Source organism: Pseudoalteromonas nigrifaciens (genome assembly GCF_002221505.1).
GTDB classification, from domain to species: domain Bacteria; phylum Pseudomonadota; class Gammaproteobacteria; order Enterobacterales; family Alteromonadaceae; genus Pseudoalteromonas; species Pseudoalteromonas nigrifaciens.
This window is the reverse complement of record NZ_CP011038.1, coordinates 52,667-73,731: the sequence shown is the minus strand read 5'-3', so window position 1 is coordinate 73,731 and position 21,065 is coordinate 52,667. Positions and strand designations below refer to the sequence as shown.

General features: G+C 37.4%; 12 protein-coding genes and 1 pseudogene. 9 read left to right on the top strand and 4 right to left on the bottom strand.

Annotated features, from left to right (window positions below; translation table 11 throughout):
- The first annotated feature begins 191 nt into the window (after positions 1-191).
- The 9 genes and pseudogenes from PNIG_RS19860 to PNIG_RS19820 all read left to right on the top strand — a co-directional run bounded on the left by PNIG_RS19860 (position 192) and on the right by PNIG_RS19820 (position 16,068).
- Complete coding sequence (locus PNIG_RS19860) at positions 192-1,265, top strand: replication initiation protein (RefSeq protein ID WP_089369360.1); 1,074 nt, start codon at positions 192-194, stop codon at positions 1,263-1,265.
- Between the two features lie 2,771 nt (positions 1,266-4,036).
- Complete coding sequence (locus PNIG_RS20335) at positions 4,037-4,615, top strand: winged helix-turn-helix domain-containing protein (RefSeq protein WP_255319075.1); 579 nt, start codon at positions 4,037-4,039, stop codon at positions 4,613-4,615.
- A 57-nt stretch (positions 4,616-4,672) separates the two neighbouring features.
- Positions 4,673-4,818: pseudogene (locus tag PNIG_RS20450) on the top strand (restriction endonuclease); the annotation flags it as partial.
- A gap of 164 nt (positions 4,819-4,982) precedes the next feature.
- Positions 4,983-5,918 (top strand): PDDEXK family nuclease, encoded by a 936-nt coding sequence (locus tag PNIG_RS19845; RefSeq protein ID WP_089369359.1) that lies wholly within the window; start codon positions 4,983-4,985, stop codon positions 5,916-5,918.
- A 26-nt stretch (positions 5,919-5,944) separates the two neighbouring features.
- Positions 5,945-8,296, top strand: coding sequence for an N-6 DNA methylase (locus PNIG_RS19840; RefSeq protein ID WP_089369358.1), 2,352 nt, complete (start codon positions 5,945-5,947; stop codon positions 8,294-8,296).
- 46 nt (positions 8,297-8,342) lie between these two features.
- Positions 8,343-9,914, top strand: coding sequence for a type I restriction-modification system subunit M (locus PNIG_RS19835; protein WP_089369357.1), 1,572 nt, complete (start codon positions 8,343-8,345; stop codon positions 9,912-9,914).
- Entirely contained in the window at positions 9,911-11,134 is a 1,224-nt protein-coding gene (locus PNIG_RS19830) for a restriction endonuclease subunit S (RefSeq protein ID WP_089369356.1), read from the top strand. The genes PNIG_RS19835 and PNIG_RS19830 overlap by 4 nt, the downstream gene beginning before the upstream one ends.
- 6 nt (positions 11,135-11,140) lie before the next feature.
- Positions 11,141-13,126 carry an ATP-binding protein gene (locus PNIG_RS19825; RefSeq protein WP_089369355.1) on the top strand — a complete coding sequence of 662 codons (1,986 nt, stop codon included), beginning with the start codon at positions 11,141-11,143 and terminating at the stop codon, positions 13,124-13,126.
- 53 nt (positions 13,127-13,179) lie between these two features.
- Entirely contained in the window at positions 13,180-16,068 is a 2,889-nt protein-coding gene (locus PNIG_RS19820; protein WP_089369354.1) for a type I restriction endonuclease subunit R, read from the top strand.
- 335 nt (positions 16,069-16,403) lie between these two features.
- Here the strand turns inward: PNIG_RS19820 and PNIG_RS19815 are convergent, their stop codons facing one another.
- The 4 genes from PNIG_RS19815 to PNIG_RS19800 are packed head-to-tail and all read right to left on the bottom strand — an operon-like array spanning position 16,404 to position 20,687.
- Positions 16,404-17,474, bottom strand: coding sequence for an SAVED domain-containing protein (locus PNIG_RS19815; RefSeq protein ID WP_086996380.1), 1,071 nt, complete (start codon positions 17,472-17,474; stop codon positions 16,404-16,406).
- Positions 17,475-17,489: 15 nt separating this feature from the next.
- Positions 17,490-18,002, bottom strand: a complete 513-nt coding sequence (locus tag PNIG_RS19810) for a Mov34/MPN/PAD-1 family protein (protein WP_115121855.1) — start codon at positions 18,000-18,002, stop codon at positions 17,490-17,492.
- The gene (locus tag PNIG_RS19805; protein ID WP_086996374.1) at positions 17,986-19,692 is read right to left on the bottom strand and encodes a ThiF family adenylyltransferase; all 1,707 of its coding nucleotides are present in this window, start codon (positions 19,690-19,692) and stop codon (positions 17,986-17,988) included. Before PNIG_RS19805 ends, PNIG_RS19810 begins: the two co-directional genes overlap by 17 nt.
- Positions 19,689-20,687: a nucleotidyltransferase domain-containing protein gene (locus tag PNIG_RS19800; protein ID WP_086996406.1), complete on the bottom strand. Its 999-nt coding sequence runs from the start codon at positions 20,685-20,687 to the stop codon at positions 19,689-19,691. The genes PNIG_RS19805 and PNIG_RS19800 overlap by 4 nt, the downstream gene beginning before the upstream one ends.
- Positions 20,688-21,065: the final 378 nt, after the last annotated feature.

Sequence of the window (21,065 nt, the reverse complement as noted above, 5' to 3'; positions counted from 1 at the left end):
TAGGTAAAATACAACTTGAGGAATATTTTTATCGTTATTTTAAAAAATGACTATTGAAATAAAAGCTCCCCTCATCATCGAAATATAAGCTAATTAGAGAGTATATTTTAATGTCTAATATGTGTAATCTAGTAAAAACACCAAGAATATGTCATCAACTAGCAAATACAGTCTCGACATTGGAAGAAGAAATGAGTATCGATGAGAAAAAGAAAGTAGTTTCAAGGGATTCTCTTCCTAAACACATAAAAAAGAGCCATCAGATAGTATTTAGTCGCCAAGATTTATCTGCCCGTGAAGCAGATATATTTGCACTCATGATTGCAACTATGAAAGAAAGTGATTGGGTTGGAACAACCCCTAAATACGAGTTTTCAGCATCTCAGCTCTCCAATTGGCTCAATATAGCGCCAAAACATATAGCGACATACCTTAACCCTGTAGCTATGCGGCTATCACGATATAGCGTTGGTATAAAAACTGAAGATGGTAATGGTGAAATTGAATTTGACTATAAACCAATATTTAAAAATATAAGCTATAAAAACCGCACATTTACAATGATACCTAATGATCTTCTGAAGTCTGAGTTTATAGAGTATAAGCAAGGATTTGCGCTGATCAATACCACAAGCTTTTTATGCATAAAACAGGAATACGCAAAGCGACTCTATGAAATACTTAGTAGGTTTAAAGAGCCCGGCTACGAAATGCACTTGATTAAGCTTGATGAACTAAAAGGTTTATTTGGTCTATATGATGAAAAAGGGAATTTAAAATCAGATAAATTATCTTTTAAAAATAATGGGGTTTTTATGCAGAGATGCATTAGAAGCAGCATTGATATTCTCAAGTCCAATCCGACAACAAATAAAGAGCTATTATTTTATGAAAGTGCTAATGGTGAAGTTGGCTACGAATTAAAAAAACAAGGCAACAAAATCATAGCTATCAAATTCCTTATGAGTTGGATAACAAAAGGCAATATTGAGGAATTTAATGAACGCGATGCTATTACAACTATTAAAAAGCTAGAGCTTAAAAGGCAGCAATTAAAGTCTGAAGGCAATGGTAAAAAATTATCAACTGCAGAACTTAAACTGTTACTTTCTGCATACAATTACACTGGTAATGAGGAGCTATCTAATAAAATAGCTACAACCTTGATTGAAAGGCGTAATAACCGCGCAGAACAAGCATCCAGCAAAGAAGAAATTGATATTGCGAATAAACTGACTATAGATAATTTAGATATTCCATATTAAAAAGCATATTACATATTTTTGGTATGTGCTCTCAATAACACCAAAAATATGTAATGTAGCTCATATAAAATATGCTCACGTAGACCTATTTTTAATAACTTCCCATAAAATACGACGAATATAGCCCTACAAATAAATAAAACACCAAGAATATGTTACGTACATACAAAGATACAAGCTCTCAACACCAAAAATATGTTACGTACATGCAAAGATATAACCCCTAACACCAAAAATATGTTGCATACCTACAAAAATAGTACATGCAAAGATATAATCTCCATGATAAGAAAAATGTTACATACAAAAATATAATCCCTCAACACCAAAAATATGTTACGTACATACAAAGATACAAGCTCTCAACACCAAAAATATGTTACGCATATACACAATTACAAACTTTCAACCTCAGAATTGTGTTAAATATATTAAAAAAGAGCTTAATCTATCATTTTGCATGCTAGCAATGAGACATATACTATAAAAATAGTGTATGTCGTCAGAACCTTATTCTAAAAAAGAACACCAAAAATATGTAATCTAAACACCAAAAATATGTAACCTAAACACCAAGTATATGATCCTAAACACCAAATATATGATCTAAAACACCAAATATATGATCCAAAACACCAAATATACGATCTGTTACCATGTTTTTATTTATTAATAACAATAACTTACAGACACCTATAGTTCTTATAGATCTTATAGTTTTAATAGATTTAATAGAATTAATAGGTACTGTGGATATGTGAATAAGTTAATGACGATTCTAACGAGTTAATTGGATCAACATCTTACTAACTCATTAGTCAAATAGTTAATAATCAAGACTAATTACTCTATTAAGCTGCTATTAAAAAGAATTAAGCTTTAAAAACACTATGGAGTAAGTAAATATCTGATCTCTAAAATGGGGTTAATATCAAAAATATTTATCTGTAGCTTGGCCATAGTAAAGACTCTCACATCAAGAAGATTAGTCGCACATTAGCCTACATGGCTATTATAATAATCAAACAGAAAATATTAGCGCCTTTCCCCGGTTTATCATCGCCATATCAATACAGCCAAGTAATGACTTTAACTTGTTTCTTGCGGCATAAAGTATTGTTTTTGATAAAGCACTTTGCTGACAATACTCAGTGATAGTTAACTTGCTACTCCTCTATAATACTACGCCAGAACTCAAGGCTACGTGTTTTCCTCATGTAAAGCTGGAGAAAGATTAATAGCTTTGACTGATTATTAGCAGGTGCCCTTTATTAGACGCTTATGGAAGTTATTACCTATTCATAAAGGCCTTTGAAAGGTCCCTTAAAAGACTAAAAATCAATCAAATATTTAACTTGAACAGGCAAGTATATATTTAGGTCTCTAAAGAGACCATTTAAGTTTTATTTTTAAACGCTACTTTTATTTTGGATAAATATCTCACTACCAAGTCACAATCCCAGATAAATAGGAAATGCTCCTATTAATCCCTGTAATAGCTATGTATGAGCTATTTTTGCGGAAATATGCATTACAATCCCAGAAATAAAGGGAATGCTCCTATCAATCCTCTGTAATAGCTATGTATGAGCTATTTTAGTGGAAATACGCATCACAATCCCAGAAATACAGGGAGTTCCCCTATCAATCCCCTGTAATAGTTATGTATAAGCTGCCTTCGTGGAAATATGCATCACAATCCCAGATAGATAGTTATTTGGGAAGTGATTGGAAAGTTCCATGGGGTTTATTCTAAGTAAAGAGGCAGAGTATTTTCCCCATTTAATGATAGAAGTTCTGCAGATGAGAGGTTTTTGTTTACTAACGAAATACTTGAAAACAAGTCGTCAACAAAAAAGGGCGTTTCGATAGTAAAATTATCAAATCGATACGGATGTGAAATCCCCAATAAGAAAACTTTTTATAAGAGGATTGCTCAATACTGGCACAAACTAGCGATAAAAACCTTTACTCCAATCAAACTTAGATTACGAAGAAGTAAGTTGCGGGCTGATGACTTCTTTGGCCAGCTTTAGTGATACCAGGATAAGTAGCGCTTTAACAGGTTTTTAAAAGCGCTACCTTCAGCCCACCACCAAAGCCCTATAGTTGGTTGCATCGGTTTTCTCCAGGTAGGGACCGAATAATGCCCTTAAAGTGTCTAAATACAGGGGAATAAAGCAGGTATCAACCTAAGTCATTGATCTATAACTAGAGGTTTACTGCATCGGTTTTCCGAAGAAATCCCAGATAAACCCTCTTTCAAGTCTAAGAGAAGCAGAGCTTAAAGTACCAAATAAACCTAAGCCATTGTTTTATAACTAGAGGTTTGTTGCATCGGTTTAAAGCAGGGTATATAGGTTTGCTGCATCGGTTTGAGTGATTAACAATGGTGAACAAGAATTGATACATCAGAACATACATCAAATGGATAAAAAACAGTCTAATATCACAACTTATTTCATAAGATAAAATACAAAAATCACTTGTGAGCAACTGGGGTAAATAGACCGAAAAACCCTATAGGTTTAGTGCATCGGTTTAAGAAAAACAGTGAAAACTCCGATAATATAGTCATAAACGCACCAGGAGCCGTTTGTAACTGTGCGTTCTTAGTTATTCTTACTACTCAACATAAACTGTGTTGATATGAGACACATGATCATTGCATAATCTTTGCCCCTTAATCTTAATGTGTATATTATCTCAACCAATAAAACAAAAGGATTAGCTGTTTAGTTATTAACTAATACGGCTTGGCAGGGAATAGTATGTCTTTACCAGATTACCAATCATTCATGACCCCATTACAGCAATGCTTAGCTAACGGTAAAACTGTAAAGCTTAAAGAGATTGAAGCAAACGTTTATCAAAGCCTGAGCTTATCGGCAGAGCAGCTTAAACTGCGTATTCCTAGTGGAAAGCAAACTTATGCTTACCATCGTTTGGGTTGGGCTAAAACATACTTAGTACAAGCAGGCTTGATAGAGCAGCCTAAAAGAGCCTTTTACAAAATCACGCACAAAGGGTTGACTGCCATACAAGCTGGCGAACAAATCAATAACCAGTACTTAAGCCAATACCCTGAGTTTTTAGACTTTAAAACCCGTACTAAAGATACTAACGACTCACTAGACGAAAACACCACCAGCTTAGTAAATAGCAACTCACAAAAAACACCAGAAGAGCTAATAGAAGCCGCAGTAGATACACTCAATACTAACTTGAGCGATGAAGTACTACAGGCTGTGCTTTCGGCCTCCCCTGCGTTTTTTGAAAACCTTGTAGTCGATTTAATGCTAGCTATGGGCTATGGCGGCTCACGTAAAGATGCAGGGCAAGCTACGTAATATACTCAAGACGGTGTCATTGATGGTGTAATAAAAGAAGATAAACTCGGCCTCGAAATGATATATTTACAGGCTAAGCGCTACACCAATAAAACAGTGGGTAGGCCAGATATACAAGCCTTTGCTGGTGCGCTAGATATGCACCGTGCTAAAAAGGGGTATTCATCACCACCAGCAGCTTTAGTAAAGACGCACTCGAATATGTTGGCTTAATTGATAAGCGTATTGTGCTGGTGGATGGTAAACAGCTAACAGAGCTAATGCTTACTCATAACGTAGGCGTTAGTACTAAACAGGCATTTGAAGTAAAAGCACTTGATAGCGACTACTTTATAGAAGATTAAACTTAATAAAAAAGGATTTTAAAATGGCGATTAAAGCTGCAACTGCATTATTTATAAAGCTTGGTTCAAAAGGTGATTACGAGAGTGAGTGTATTGAAAAAGAAGGTACAATAAAGTTAGATTACAGGCAAATTCCTCATGAGTTATGTTTAAGTAATAACTGGGATAAAGTGAGTGAGTTTGTAGCTCTGGAGTACAATACAAACAAAGCTTCGACAACAAGCCATCGAAATCAAATTAAAAGGTTTTACACCGAGCCTAAAACAACAATGTGGATTACATTTTACGACTGTAAATTGTGGTACTGCTTTGCTGAAGAAGAAGTTCTGCTTGATGAGAACAGTAGAACAAAATCACGTAAAACAGTTGATGGTTGGCGCAGTGTAGATAGTCAGAACAATTCACTTTTCATACAAACTCTAAGTGGCAAGTTGACTAAAGTACAAGGCTTCAGAGGTACAATTTGTGATGTTAAAGAAAAAGAGTACCTGCTTAATAAAATCAACAATACTCAACACCCTGATGTTAAAAATGTAGAGACGAATTTAGTATCACTTAAGCTCTCACTCGAAAAGATCATCCAATTGTTGTCACCGCAAGATTTTGAAGTATTTGTCGATTTAATATTTCGTTCATCGGGGTGGTCAAGGGTTGGCTCTGCGGGTAACACAATAAAAACGCTAGATATAGAACTCTTGGCGCCAGTTACAGGAGAACGTGCCATTGTTCAGGTGAAATCACAGAGTAACCTAAGTTTATATAAAGAGTATGAAGAGCGATTAAATATAGAGGGTTATGATAAAGCTTTTTATGTGACCCACACACCAGATAAAAAGCTAAGCGACCATATTAATACAATGGATAAGAATAATTCAATTCAGGTGTGGGACGCTGAAAAGCTTGCTGATTTATCAGTGAATGCAGGATTAATTGAATGGCTTGTGAGTACAGTTGGATAGTAATTCATTCACTATAGGGATGTTAAATGAAAACTGAAGTAGTGAAAGTGCTCAATAAAGCTAATGATATATTAAGAGAATCTCCGCTTCCAAGGATCGAACGATACAAGTTAATAATTTCATTAATTACATACCATCATATCTCCTATCATCAGGAAATAGTGGAAAAAGAAATTTTAGATTATCGCTTTCCTTACTTTGTACCTGAACACTGCCACTTTAATGACTTAGTAAACTCAGATAGATACAGTTTGAAAGAGCGGCTAATCAGTAATCTCGTAGAAATTGAGGCTGAGAATGACTTTTTAAACGGTATATTTCCTATCTCTTTATTTCAGCATTTAGATAGCTATTACCTAGTTGAGTTACTAATGTCTATTCATTATTTATATTACAGAGTAATCAGTGAATGTGATACACAAATAGCTATCTTTGTACAAGAATGGCTCAGTCCTAGAGAGATTAACTTTGGTCCTGATTTGCCCGTACAAGTTGCTGAGTTAATGTTGTTGCTCTTAGATTTAAAGAAAAATGAGGATGTATATGATCCCTCATTTTGCATCGGTAAGATGTTAATTAGTCCCAAAAGCTTTGATGGTAATCTGGGTCAGTATCAAGGTTTTATTTACGGTGAGACAAATCAGCTAGATGAGTTTTGGTTTGCTAGAGTCCTCATGATTTTGAGTAATAACCTTAGTGTTAATGTAAGGCTAGGGGACGCATTACTAAATCCGCAGTTTAAAGAATCAAACTCATACGATCTTAAAACGTTTAACAAGATAGTTTCCTTTCCTCCAATTAATCAGAAGTTTTTCAATCATGGAGAGTGGAGTTATTTAGGAGGAAAACGGACTACTTTTGGAATGCCCCCTAAAAGTAATGCTAACTATGCTTGGTTGTTACATCAATTGGCTAGTTTAGCTCCCGATGGTAAATTAGTAACGCTTGTTACATCCCATATGTTGGCGGCTTACCGTGCAGAGTTGAATATAAGAAGCGCTCTTATTTCAGAAGACTTAATCGAATCTGTTATTGCCTTACCATCAAAAATATTGCAATCAAGTTCAGTTGACCTTTGTATTTTAATAATTAACAAAAATAAAAGTGAGAAGCTAAAAACGTTATTTATTGATGCCAAGTACGACTATCTTCAGTCGAGAAGGGCTAATGAGTTAACACGTGAACACATCAACAATATCATTCAAACTTACAATGAATTTCAAGATATAGGGACCTACTCTAAGGTTGTTAGTTTAGATGATATAAAAGCTAAAAATTACTCTTTGGCTGTTAAAGAGTATGTTGATAACTCACCGAATAAAAAAATAATTGATAGATTACAGCAGAATCATAAAACGTTTAAAGAGTATTCATTTGATAGCTCTTCAGAGTTAGATCAACGAGCCGTTTTGTCTATGCGTCGGATGAAAGCTGGATCTGAAACAAAAGCTAATTCTGTATTTATTTCTTCAATGCAAAGTCGTAATCGTGTCCTGACAAATTTAGACGAACTAACACCCCAACAGCAAAAGCGTTATATTGAAGTTCAATTTAATGAGAATATTGTACTTTGCCGTTATGCGAAGTTGTATTTAGATTCAGAGTTAGGCAAGTTATCACTGGAACACCTTTCTTCAGGTACTTTTGCTATGTTGTCTATTAAAGATTTACATAAACTAAATATTTATGTGCCGGAGAAATCAGAGCAACTAAAAGTACTTGAGTTAGCAAATAAATTAGAAGCAGCAGAATCTACTCTAACTCGTTACAAGAGTGATCTAATCACTAACCCATCCTCAGCTCATGAAATAGCAAATCAAACAAATAGAATTATTTTTGATTTATCTGATATTAGCGATATTGAGCGTGTTAAAATTCTAGTAGAGATTAATGAAACTAAAGAGATTGAGTTTAAACAGTTTTTCTTTCTCAAAGAGCAAGATGTTTACAACCCTTCTGGAAAAGTTGAACGTAGCGAAGAAGAGCAGACTAAGGTAATTAAAAATATAGCTTCATTTCTCAATACTGATGGCGGCACATTATTGTTGGGTGTAAGTGACAGTGGCAAGTTGGTTGGAATAGATAGAGAAATGTCAGCTTTAAATTTGCAGAAAATTGAAAAGTACCTAAAAGATTTAGAAAACAAAGTGACAAATTTGCTAGGTGATTCAATTAGCAAATTGGTTCGCCTATCTTCAGTTATCATAGATGATAAAAATATTGTTATCGTAGATTGTATTACTTCTCCTGAGCCTGTTTTCATGAAAGGTGAAAATAATAAGTATCAAGATTTTTATATAAGACGCTCATCAGAATCAGAAGCTTTATATGGTTACGAGCTACTAAAATATATAGAAATGCATTTTAAAAACAAGTGATTAAATCGGCTCATAAGTCGCCTATTAAAATAAAGAGATTAGATTAATGGTTCAACAACACCAACAAGAATTAAAAAAGCAGCTTTGGAATATCGCTAACAGCTTACGTGGCAATATGTCGGCTGATGACTTTCGCGATTACATACTTGGGCTTATTTTTTATAAGTATCTTTCTGACAAGCTCAACACTTATGCCGATCAGCTACTGAGTGAAGACGGTATTGTATTTGCTAAAATTGACGAAACAACAGCAGAGGGCCAAGAGTACCTTGAAGCTGTAAAAGAAGAGACACTTGATAAGCTTGGCTACTTTTTAAAACCTGCAGAGCTTTTTCATGTACTTGCTGAACGCGGTGCTAACGATAAGTTTATACTTGATGATGTAACCAACGTGCTTAACCATATTGAGCAAAGTACTATGGGCGTAGACAGCGCTGATGACTTTAACGGTTTGTTTGATGACCTAGACCTAACCTCTAACAAACTAGGTAAAACACCGGATGCGCGTAATAAGTTAATAGCCAAAGTATTAGAGCACCTTGATAACATCGACTTTCACCTAGAAAGTAGCGAAATAGACATACTTGGCGATGCTTACGAATACCTTATTGGTATGTTTGCTAGTGGCGCGGGTAAAAAAGCAGGTGAGTTTTATACTCCGCAAATGGTATCTAAGTTATTAGCAAAATTAGTAACTTTAAATAACCCGCACATTAAATCGGTTTACGATCCTACCTGTGGCTCTGGCTCATTGTTGTTACGTGTTGCAAAAGAAGCTAATAACCCCGATTTAAAGTTTTACGGACAAGAGCAAAACCCAAGTACTTACAACCTAGCCCGTATGAACATGATTATGCACGACGTGCATTACACAAGGTTCGACATTCAAAACGACGACACGTTAGAAGTTCCCGCACACTTTGAGCAACGCTTTAGTGCTGTGGTAGCTAATCCGCCATTTTCGGCGGACTGGTCTGCCAACCCGCTACACATGAATAACGAGCGCTTTGCCGACTACGGCAAGCTGGCACCAAAAGGCAAAGCCGACTTTGCTTTTGTACAACACATGATCCACCAGCTTGCCGACAACGGCACAATGGCGGTGGTATTACCGCATGGCGTGTTGTTTCGTGGTGCTGCCGAAGGGCATATACGTAAACACCTTATTAAAGAAAAAAACTACCTTGATATGGTAATAGGCTTACCTGCTAATATCTTTTTTGGCACGTCTATTCCTACTTGTGTGTTGGTGCTAAAAAAACACCGTAAAGCTGACGATAATGTATTGTTTATAGATGCCAGTAATCACTTTGAAAAAGGCACTAACAACAACGTAATGAGCGAGGAAGACTTACAACGCATTTTAGATGCCGTAAGCAAACGCGATTTTATTGATAAATATGCGTTCGCAGCTACACAAACCGATTTAGCAGAGAACGATTACAACCTTAATATTCCGCGTTACGTAGATACCTTTGAAGATGAAGCGCTTGTTGATTTGAGAGAGGTTGCGCAGCAGCTGGTGGCAAATGATAAAGCGATGCTTGAAACGGATAAAATAATTGCTGATTTTTGTGATGAGCTAGGGGTTGAAATTCCATTTGGGATAGTAAAATGAGCGCAGTAATACCTAAACTTAGGTTTCAATGTTTTCAAAGTGACTGGAGTGAAAATAAACTATCTCACTTCTGCTATATAAATCCACCAAAACCTATTGAACCAGTTGATGGTAAGGTTTCATTTATACCTATGAATGCAGTAACAGAAGAGGCTAAGCTTTCTTACTCTGAAACTGTTCTGTACGAGAGCTATTGCAAAGGTTTTACAGGTTTTCAAGATGGGGATGCGATTTTTGCTAAAATTACACCTTGCTTTGAAAATGGTAAAGGGGCTTTATTGCAAGGTCTCGTTAATGGTGTCGGTTTCGGTAGCACTGAATTCCATGTTCTAAGAGCAAAAGAAGGTAACTCACCATCATTTATACATTATTTATTGAGTACACCTAAGTTTCGTTTTGTTGGTGAACAGAATATGCAAGGTTCAGCAGGACAGAAACGTGTTACTACAGATTATTTACGAACATACAAAGCTCACTTTCCTAAGTCGAGCTTAGAACAACAAAAAATAGCTAACTTCCTCACTTCAGTTGATACTAAAATCAGCCAGCTAACTGAAAAGCACCGCTTATTAAAAGACTATAAAAAAGGCGTAATGCAACAAATTTTTAGCCAACAAATTCGTTTTAAAGACGATGATGGAAACGCTTTTCCTGAGTGGGAAGAAAAGTTGTTAGGTGATATAGCTACTTTTACAAAAGGTAAGAGTATATCGAAAGCTGATATATCAATTGATGGTATAACTCCCTGTATTCGTTATGGTGAACTGTATACTACTTACGGTGAGGTTATAGAATCAGTTGTTTCTGCAACAAGTTTACCGATAAAGAGTTTACTTTTTAGTAAAGCAAATGACGTTATAGTCCCATCATCAGGTGAAACTCAATGGGACATTGCAACCGCAGCATGTGTAAAGTTAAGTGGTGTAGCTTATAGCGGTGATCTAACTGTTATACGGACTCCGTTAAATGGAGTTTTTTTATCTTATTATTTTAACTCGGCCAAGAAGCGAGAAATAGCTTCATTATCTCAAGGTAGTTCAGTAATTCATTTATATTCAACACATTTAAAAAGCTTAAAAGTTGAAATACCTTGCGAAGCTGAGCAGCAAAAAATAGCGCAATCCTTACAATCGCTCGATAAAAAAATAAACGCTGTTAACGATCAAATTGAACAAACTAAGCTATTTAAAAAAGGCTTACTACAGCAAATGTTTGTGTGAGAAATAATGACTAATAAAATTAACGACAACCCAATAGCGAATATTATTGATATTCAAACTTTGCAAGAAAGCGTAGAGGTTGAGTGTAAGCAGGCGAGTGGCCGCGATGGCCATGGTGCAGTGCCTAACGATATGTGGGAAACCTATAGCGCGTTTGCCAATACCCGTGGTGGCTTAATTTTATTGGGCATTAAAGAAAAAAAAGGCACGTTTACGGTTGAGGGTATAACAAACCCCGCGCCGCTAATTAAGAATATTTGGGATACGGTTAACAACCCAAATAAAGTGAGTGTTAATTTACTCAGCGAAAGCGACGTACGGATTGAAACACTTGAAGGCCAGTCGGTTATTGCGATTACTGTGCCGCGCGCTCCGCGGCAAAGCCGCCCTGTATTTATGAATGCAAACCCACTTAATGGGACCTATCAGCGCCGTTACGAGGCCGATCAAAAGTGTTTGCCACCGGCAGTAAATAAAATGCTGGCAGAGCAAGAGGAAGTGCGTGATAACCGCATTTTAGAGCACTTTACCTTAGACGATATAGACCCCGAAAGCTTGCGTATTTACAGGCAAATGTTTATTGACGCCAAACCACAACATCCTTTTTTAGAATTAAGCGACCAAGAGTTTTTGCGTTCAATACGTGGCTGGCAAAAAGACCGCGCAACAGGCAAGGCAGGCTTAACCCTTGCAGGCCTGGTAATGTTTGGTAAGTGGGATGCGATTCAAGACGCACTACCAAGTTTTGCACTCGATTATCAAGAAAAAGACGACAGTACACACCGCTGGATAGACCGAATTTATACCGATGGTTCTTGGTCGGGAAATGCTTTTGACTTTTATCGTAAGGTTTACCGTAAGCTCACGGTAGATTTAAAAGTAGGCTTTAACCTAACCGATGGCGGGCAACGGCAAGATACAACCCCAGCGCATGAGGCTATTCGTGAAGCACTTGTTAATACACTCGCACATGCAGACTTTAGTACCGAAAGTAATATTTTAATTGAAAAACACCCTGACTTTATCGGCTTTAGAAATGCAGGGCTTATGCGAGTGCCTGTACATGAAGCTAAAGCAGGCGGTAATAGCCAGTGCCGTAATCCCGCTATTCATCAAATGTTTTTAAATATTGGTTTGAGTGAAAAAGCAGGCTCGGGTATTCCTAAAATATACAGTAATTGTAAAGCGCAAAACTGGCAGCCCCCACATTTGTACGAAAAAGACGAGTTAAACCAAACCTTATTAGAGTTGCGTATGGTAAACATGGTATCGCCAGAGTTACACCAACGCCTAATTGAAACGTATGGTGAAGGTTATAACAAACTAAGCGAGCTAAAACGCACCATTTTAATGACCGCTATTACTGAGTCATGGTTTAACCACGAGCGTATTTGTTCGCTCACTTCAGAGCATACGAGAGAAGTGACACTTGCGTTAAGTCAGTTAGTTAATGCAGGGTACTTGGAGTCGGCAGGCCAGCACCGAGGCAAGATATATCATTTAAAAGGGATAGAAGTGCCAACGCCAGACAATGAGGCTGGTAGGAACATTAGCTTTGTATTATCACCTAGTCAGGCAGCGTTGCCCTTGATTGGTAGTAAAAAAATTAATGAAGTGCCGGACTTAACAGAGCCAATGCCGGAGCTTAACCCGCCAGTGCCGGAGTTAGTGCCGGAGCTCAATCCGCCAGTGCCGGAGTTCGATTTAAGTGCTTCTAACTTTTGGCTTGAACTCAAAGAAATAGCATCGCCTATTGCCCAAAATTCAGGACGTAAACAAAAGCCTGATGTACAAAAAGCGATAATTGATTTATGTACTAAGTCGGCTCCTAATTGCTTAAGGCTTAGCGATATAGCGCAATTGCTTAACATGAATACAGATACATTGAGAAAGAATTACTTACGTGAGATGGTTAAAGAGCAGGTATTATTTTTGGCCTATCCAACAATACCGAACCACCCAGAACAGGGTTATAAGTTACACAAAGATTAGCAACAAGCTATGAATGTATTGCATAAGGCTAGTACCAAGGAATTGTAGATATAATGACTTACCAAAGTGAACAACAATTAGAAGATGACTTAATTGCACAACTTAGCGAGCAAGGTTTTACGCGCGTAGTTTTAAAGGATAACGCCGCTCTTGAAGCTAACCTTAAACACCAGCTAGAAAAAGTAAATAACTGCAAGCTGAGTGATACTGAGTTTACACAAATACTCGGTAAGCTTGGTAAAGGTAATATATTTGCTAAAGCCAAAATACTGCGCGACCAGCTTGATGTAGCACTTGATGATGGCGACAGCATGCACTTAACCTTGTTGTTCGATGATCCGCAGCAAAACAGCTTTCAGGTAGCTCAGCAAATAACGATAAAGGGCACGTACACTAACCGATACGATGTAACGCTATTAGTGAATGGTTTTCCGCTGGTACAAGTAGAATTAAAGCGCCGTGGTATTGAACTAAAAGAAGCGTTTAACCAAATTAAGCGTTATCAAAAGCATTCGTTTCATGCCAACCATGGTTTGTTTAACTATGTGCAGCTGTTTGTTATGTCGAATGGAGTTAATAGCCAGTACTTTTCTAACAACAGTGAAATGTCGGCTAAGCAAACCTTTGACTGGACTGATAGCGAAAACAATAAAATAAGCCAGTTGCATGACTTTGCCGAAGCGTTTTTAACGCCTTCCCACCTAACGCATATGCTCACTAAGTACATTGTGCTTAATGAAACAGGTAAGTACTTAATGGTGCTTAGGCCGTACCAGTTTTATGCAGTTGAGGCGATTGTAGAGCAAGTTAAAACCACAACTGATAATGGCTATATTTGGCATACAACGGGCTCAGGTAAAACATTAACCTCGTTTAAAGCCGCACAGATTATGACCTCTCTGAGTGAGGTTGATAAAGTTGTGTTTGTAGTTGACCGTAAAGACCTAGACTACCAAACAGCGCTTGAGTTTAATGCGTTTGTAAAGGGCTCTGTAGACAGCACTGACAACACAAGTATGTTGTTCCACCAGCTGTTAGATAAGCCTATGAAAGGCAGAAAAGTTAACCAAAACCGTAATACTAAGCTGGTGGTAACTACACTACAAAAGCTTAATAACGTGGTGACTAAACAGCGCTACTTAAAAGAAATGCAAAGCCTGCAGGATAAGCGCATTGTGTTTATATTTGACGAGTGCCACCGCAGTCAATTTGGCGATACGCATAAAAACATTACCGAATTTTTTAATAACGCGCAGTTGTTTGGTTTTACGGGTACGCCTATATTTGCCGACAATGCCGTTGCTAAAAATTCAGTTAAGCGCACCACTAAAGATTTGTTTGGTGAATGCCTACACCCGTATGTAATTGTGGATGCGATACGCGACGCTAACGTGCTTAAGTTTGCTATTGAGTATGTTGGGCGTTACCAATACAAAGATGGCTCTAACAACAACCTAGACATTGAAGTTGAAGACATCGACACCAAAGAGCTTTTAACCTCTCCTGCGCGCTTAGATAAAATAACCGATTACATTATTTCCCAGCATAATCGTAAAACGCATAGTCGTGAGTTTAACGCTATGTTTTGTGTTTCAAGTGTGGCTGAGCTTATTCAATACTATGAGCTATTTGCAGCGAAAAAGGCACAGGGAAAACATAATCTTAAAATTGCCACCATATTTAGCTATGAGGCTAATGAAGAGGAAGAATACGAACTAGGTAATAGTGATGCACCAAGGATTAAAGAAACCTCTGTTAAGTATTTAAATGAAGGGCAAGCCGTTAAGCTACATAGCCGCGATAAGTTAGACTCATTCATTAACGACTACAATGCTATGTTTGGTACAAGCTACTCCACTAAAGATGGCAAGTTATTTGATGACTACTACAAAAATATATCTAAGCGTGTTAAAGCCAAAGAGATTGATATATTGCTGGTGGTGAATATGTTTTTAACAGGCTTTGATGCCCCAAAACTCAATACGTTGTACGTTGATAAAAACCTTAAATATCATGGTTTGGTGCAGGCCTTCTCGCGCACCAACCGATTATTGGGTGAAACTAAATCGCACGGTAATATAGTGTGTTTTAGAAACCTTAAAAAAGCTGCTGACATTGCTTTTACACTGTTTTCAAACAAGCAGCCTAAAGAATATATAGAAACCCCTTCGTATAATGAGCTGCTAGCCGATTTTAACGACGCCTATGGTGCGCTAATAGCAATTACGCCTACCGTTGACTCAGTTGATACTTTACCTGATGAAGAAGCTCAGGCGTTGTTTGTGAGGCAGTTTCGTGAGCTTATGCGCTTAAAGAACATGTTAAGCAACTTTGCTGACTTTGATATGGACTCTACCGCGATGGGCGAGCAAGAGTTTCAGGATTATACGAGTAAGTATGCCGACCTTGGCAGGCAGCTACGTGAGAACTCAAGTAAAGAGAAAGTATCGGTTTTAGATGACGTTGATTTTGAACTAGAGCTACTACACAGTGATATAGTAAATGTAACCTATATTTTGCAGTTATTACGAGAGTTACACGGCGAAGAAAGCGGCGACGAAAAAGCCCGTAAACGTCAAGTAATAGCAAACCTGATAGCCACCGACCCAACCTTATTAAGTAAAAAAGCACTTATAGATAAGTTTATGGATGAGCACTTACAAGGTATACCTGCCAGTGCTGACGTTGATGAAGAGTTTGAGCTTTATTGGGAGAAAGAAAAGCGCCTAGAGCTTGAGAAGTTTGCCCACGAGCAAAAGCTAAACCAAGAACGCTTAGAAAAGCTAGTAACGCGTTATGAGCTAAGTGACGAAATGCCATTAAGGGATGACTTTGCTGATGTACTAGAAACCAAACCCAGCCTTTTACAGCGCAGAAAAATGCTGCCTGTAATAACGGATAAATTTAAACACTTTGTTGATACGTTTATCGCAGGGTTTTAAAGGAATGAGGTGTTTTTCGTAAACCGTGAGCGGTTTGTTAGGGACGTATAAGAAAATGTTGTATTTATGAATTTCAAACGTATTTGGAGTGAGTTTACGAAAACTGTATCTTAGTGTAGCAGGGCAACGTGGATTGAAATTACACAACAAAGTATAAAAATGAGACTGTAAGGCTGATAACTTTTTGGACTAGTTTTTTCGGCCGCTACGTGCCATAAGCCGACTATCAGCCGTAACTCGTTTCTGCCCCATTATTAGTTAGAATAATGGGGCTTTTGCATTTTGTTCATCCGGTTTTGCGATATAAAAATTTATCAGCCCTCACTATTACCGCTCTATGTTTCGATAATAGAAGGTTCTTGTCCTTGAACGTTAAATAAAACGCCCCAGGGATATTGAGTAGTTTGATCTGAGTTATTGACGTATTCATAAACTATGCATTCTGGATGGTTGCGCTCAACTTGTCGTCCCATTGCGAAATTAAATGATGACTGCGCGGCACAAAATATATGAACTCGCTTAACTCCATCAGTATTAAATGTTTTCAAAATCTCTCTAAACTTCTGCTGAAACCCCTCGATTTTATCAAGGCTAGACATACTGTCATACTTAACTTCAGGCATACTTACGGATACAATACCTCTTCCATTTAATAAACTACCAACTTGTTGATGAGAAACTTCAAAAGAAATTCCCATTAGTAAACAAACATCTTCTGTTTTCTTATAATCCTCCCAATTTATAATTGGAACATTCAAGTCTGATGGGGTGTCTTCAAGGGCATACCACTCTGATTTATCGCGATCAAAATCCCATAAAGAAACTTTAGAAGTATTACCTATAGAGTGTCCAAGTACGAAACCAATAGGAACAGATGGTGTACCACCATAGTGCAATGTGACATTGGTTGTATCTGCATTTCGCATCAAATTCGAGAACGTGTTTTTGAAACAAGCAAGGGAATAGTCTAAAGCCTGTTTATTTGAAACTAATAGCCCCTGATTATAATAATTTGATATGTCTATGTATAGACTACTTCCTAGCCCTGTTTTCTTTTTTGCTGCTTCGGTTAAACTTTGATTTTTGGGATATCTAAGGCCTATGTGCTCAATGAATATATTTGGATTTCGTCGCTCACGTTTAAAACCTAAATAAGATGCCAGAAAAGCTGATATAATACCTATTAAAAAAGCTGAGTATGTAATCATGGCGGTTACTGAATCTTGCGTAGAATACCCTGTACTTATACTCTGTGTGTCAGAGTACTTCCAAGTCACATTAATTGCACTATATAGCCCACCACAGATTCCTGTTGATAGAAGAAGCAGAGCTAACTTCCAAAGTCGGTTTTCTAAAGTCTTTGGTTTAAAATACCAATTAAAAACTTTATTGAAATAATATTTCATATAATCATTCTGCCACTACCCTTTATGAACACTATTTTTAAGAGAATACTCTCCTAGAAGTGTTATTTTATAATTTTTGTTGTTGCTTATCCAGAGTCGAATGTCTTTGTGCCCAACGATAATAAAAATTAACGACTGGCCTTCATATTGACCTTGTTTTAAGACTTTATGCCAATCTTTCTTATCCTCATTAGAGTACTCAGGCGTTGGTTCAGGGTGTGTATGCCAAAGGCCAACTAGGTACGCCTCCCCATTACTAGCTTTCCATTTTCCATTTAAAATTTTGTTATGAGCATTCGAGCGAAAAAATGAGTACCTAGTTCTTTTATCACTTGGTTGAGGTAACGTTAAGTCATTTACCTCAATTTCATTGTTTCCCCGTAGACAGCCCATAAGTGCTCCTCCTGCCTCACAATCATGCTTACCTAGTTGCCTGTAACTAATCAGGGTATTAATTACTTCTGAGTCAATTACTATATTCCCATATTCATCTGACTCAATTAACCAATTCTCAGTTATTACTGTCACAACATATACACTCATCGTTTTTTGATAAACTTATTTCTTCCATCAATGCCATACTTTTAAATCTATTAGTTGTTTGTAAGGTGCCTTTATCAATACCTTTCCATGATGTTACTTTTGGTTCCATTTTACCCGAAGTTAAAAAAGTAATAGCTTGCTGAGCTGCTGCTGAGGCGGTTTTAGTTGAATCTAAGTAAGAGAATGGTGTAAAAACACCCGCGCAACCTGTTAAGTTTTTGGATATAGCTTGTCCGAACTCAACTAAATTTATAGAAGTGCTCGGACTACTTTTTTTGTATAAAACACACTCAAGACAAACTTGATCTAAATTTAGAGCAACAGAGTGCCCACCGTAACCATCGGGCTCATTCCAGCAATAAATAACATTGTTGAATTGATGCTCTTTCAAGCTGCGATTGAGTAATAGACTGATGGATGGATTTCCAATAGCTACAATAACAATATCTACCCCTTTCATTACGCTTTTTACGTTGTGAGCTGAAAGTGAATACTGGCAAGCTTCAACGTGAATATGGGGAATATTTACCCTAATTTCTTTTGCTAATGCTCTCACCTTAGATATCTTTCGCACTTTTCTATCCTTGACAGAAGGACTGAAGTTTAAGTAGCGACCACCAAGGCTATGCCTATAGATATTGTCTGCATCAAGTAAATCGTCATCGATCAGTTTAATAGCCCCTACACCTGATTTGGCTATTAACATAGCAATTTCACTACCTACAGAGCCACACCCTACCACTGCTACTGTTTTGTTGTTTATGCTTAAATTGGCTCCGCCTCTTTCGAGTAGGTATTCTTTGTTATGCCTATTCAAAAGGAAAAACTTCAGTTGCCAATCTGTACTATCAGTGAGAATTGGGTGTAGCGCTGGTGCTTTAGCTTTGAACTGACAGATAAACTCACTTCTCTCTCTAGAGCTTCTTGGCATACTTACCAAAACAAAAAATTGGCGTTGTTTCTTAGAATTTTGTCCCAACAGCTTTATAAGTATTTTTGAGTTTTCTTCTGATATCTGCTGTTTTAACTCTGAAATGAAACGGGACGCTGATTCGCTTGTTGTAGACGGAACAACTGGAGCACTTAGGGGAATGTGAACGATATTCACTAATTGGTGTTTATTTAGTGCTTGGGTGTTGCTGAACCCGCAAGGTATATCGCTTGTGCTTTTGGCTAAAGCTATAGGATTTATGTCGGAAGGAGCTAATAGGTTGCTTGATGGTGCTATACGTAGAACTAACTTTTCTACCGAGCTACCTGCTCTGTAGAAGGAGTTAATGGTATCTGCGCCATGTATAAAGCCTTCTAGTTCATCATACAATTCACCTTTAAATACCCGCAAAGAGGAGCGTTCTAGAGTTTTTAAAGTTTGGCATAAGAACGTTTCGATAATCTCACTTGGTGAATGATAATCAACTAGTATCGAATCTCCCTCTTCAACACATAAAGTTCCTTTCGAATTCACATGTGGCATTTTGCCTATGTATTCTTCATTGAGGATTTGCGCAAGAGGTAAGCTAAATGGGAATGTTAGGTAGAAGTACAGGCGGACGTTCCATTTAATGGATCGCCCTTGTAGTTCAAAGTCAAAGGTTCTTTCATCGACTTGCTGTTTCGAAATAAGCTGATTGAATGTGATGCTTTCAATCAAGCCAGCTATTATTTCTGGGGTCATGCACTCATGCCTGTAGGCAAGTAGGGCTGCTTATTCGATTTAACAGCGTCGCTTATCACAGGGAAGTCGCCAAATACCTTGTTTAAAATTGTACTACTCTCCGAGAGACTCTCTTCTTCTTGAGCGGCCTCCAACGCTTCGACTAGTTCATCAACTTTGTTATAGTAGTTATCAAGTTGCTTTTTAGTCATCTTATAGTAAACGTTTTTGCCTGGCGCAACTGGTAGTGGCACATCCACGACTTTATAAAACTTCATATCATCAACACTAAACGATAAAGTAAAGCTATCACGAATACTCTTTGCTATGCCTATAAGGCAAGATAGGTCGTCTTCTTTTTTGTAAACAAAAGAAGTTTTTGCTTGGATTGTTAATCCAATTGAAGGGGGAGCAGTATTGCCGTTAGATGTGAAATTTTTGTTTTTCCAGCGCTTAAGGTATCGCACACAGCGTCTGAATTGTGCTCTTTGCTCACCATCGTTAGAAACGTCCTTGACCCATTGCTTTAAACCTTCTGGGTCTGACTCATACCAGACGTGTTCTGAGGACGTTTCTTTGCCCCATGCAATATGTATATTTCCGCCATTTTTGGCATATACAGGTATATCAACATGATAGCCTGCGGCATAGTTGACGCTAATACAAGGTCGGTTATATGAAACGTTTCTATTATTTTGTTTATCGAGTTTATCTCGAACAAGTTTCTTCAATTTTTTTGAATCATAGTCATCAGTATTGATGTCAAAGATCACCCCAACATCGATATCATAGTCATCATCAAGAGGTTTGACTCCTGTATGCATCGAGTAAGAGCCTTGATCGATCTTAGAAAAGGTCAGTTTCTTTTCGGTATTAGGAATCTTCTCGTCACGTAAAGACTCTTTAAGCCCATTTATCAGTAAGTCTCGCTTATCGCGCAACGCCTTATTTTCATCATATGTGCCTAGTTTTATTTGATCATGATAATCTATAAATGCTTTCTGAATATCAGCCACTGCAACCTCCACGATAAATTACTCAGTATTAAGCATTAATTATATGGGGGCGTTGTGGGTAAACCCAACCCATAAGATTATGATTTAATTAATGGTTGATCTGTCAGTAGTGCTAACTTGTCAGAGCGAACAGTATCACTTTCAATCCGTTAAGTATGATAAGTCTAAATTATCTAACACGCAGCCAAGTAACTCGCACCACTCAGATTGAACACTTCATTAAACGAGTTTGTCATACTTAAGATAATTTATTGATTTGCTAATTTAGTAAGGTTACTGAATTGTTTCTGTCCAAAAACGAGTTTACTCGACCGTCTGCTTCTCGCTCTTTGCCGAAGTTCGGCTCAGTGCCAATTGCGGACATTAGTAACTCTGCAC

Coding starts and splice junctions, on each gene's coding strand:
- PNIG_RS19860 (WP_089369360.1), top strand. CDS start 192: ATGAGTATCGATGAGAAAAAGAAAGTAGTTTCAAGGGATTCTCTTCCT.
- PNIG_RS20335 (WP_255319075.1), top strand. CDS start 4,037: ATGTCTTTACCAGATTACCAATCATTCATGACCCCATTACAGCAATGC.
- PNIG_RS19845 (WP_089369359.1), top strand. CDS start 4,983: ATGGCGATTAAAGCTGCAACTGCATTATTTATAAAGCTTGGTTCAAAA.
- PNIG_RS19840 (WP_089369358.1), top strand. CDS start 5,945: ATGAAAACTGAAGTAGTGAAAGTGCTCAATAAAGCTAATGATATATTA.
- PNIG_RS19835 (WP_089369357.1), top strand. CDS start 8,343: ATGGTTCAACAACACCAACAAGAATTAAAAAAGCAGCTTTGGAATATC.
- PNIG_RS19830 (WP_089369356.1), top strand. CDS start 9,911: ATGAGCGCAGTAATACCTAAACTTAGGTTTCAATGTTTTCAAAGTGAC.
- PNIG_RS19825 (WP_089369355.1), top strand. CDS start 11,141: ATGACTAATAAAATTAACGACAACCCAATAGCGAATATTATTGATATT.
- PNIG_RS19820 (WP_089369354.1), top strand. CDS start 13,180: ATGACTTACCAAAGTGAACAACAATTAGAAGATGACTTAATTGCACAA.
- PNIG_RS19815 (WP_086996380.1), bottom strand. CDS start 17,474: ATGAAATATTATTTCAATAAAGTTTTTAATTGGTATTTTAAACCAAAG.
- PNIG_RS19805 (WP_086996374.1), bottom strand. CDS start 19,692: ATGACCCCAGAAATAATAGCTGGCTTGATTGAAAGCATCACATTCAAT.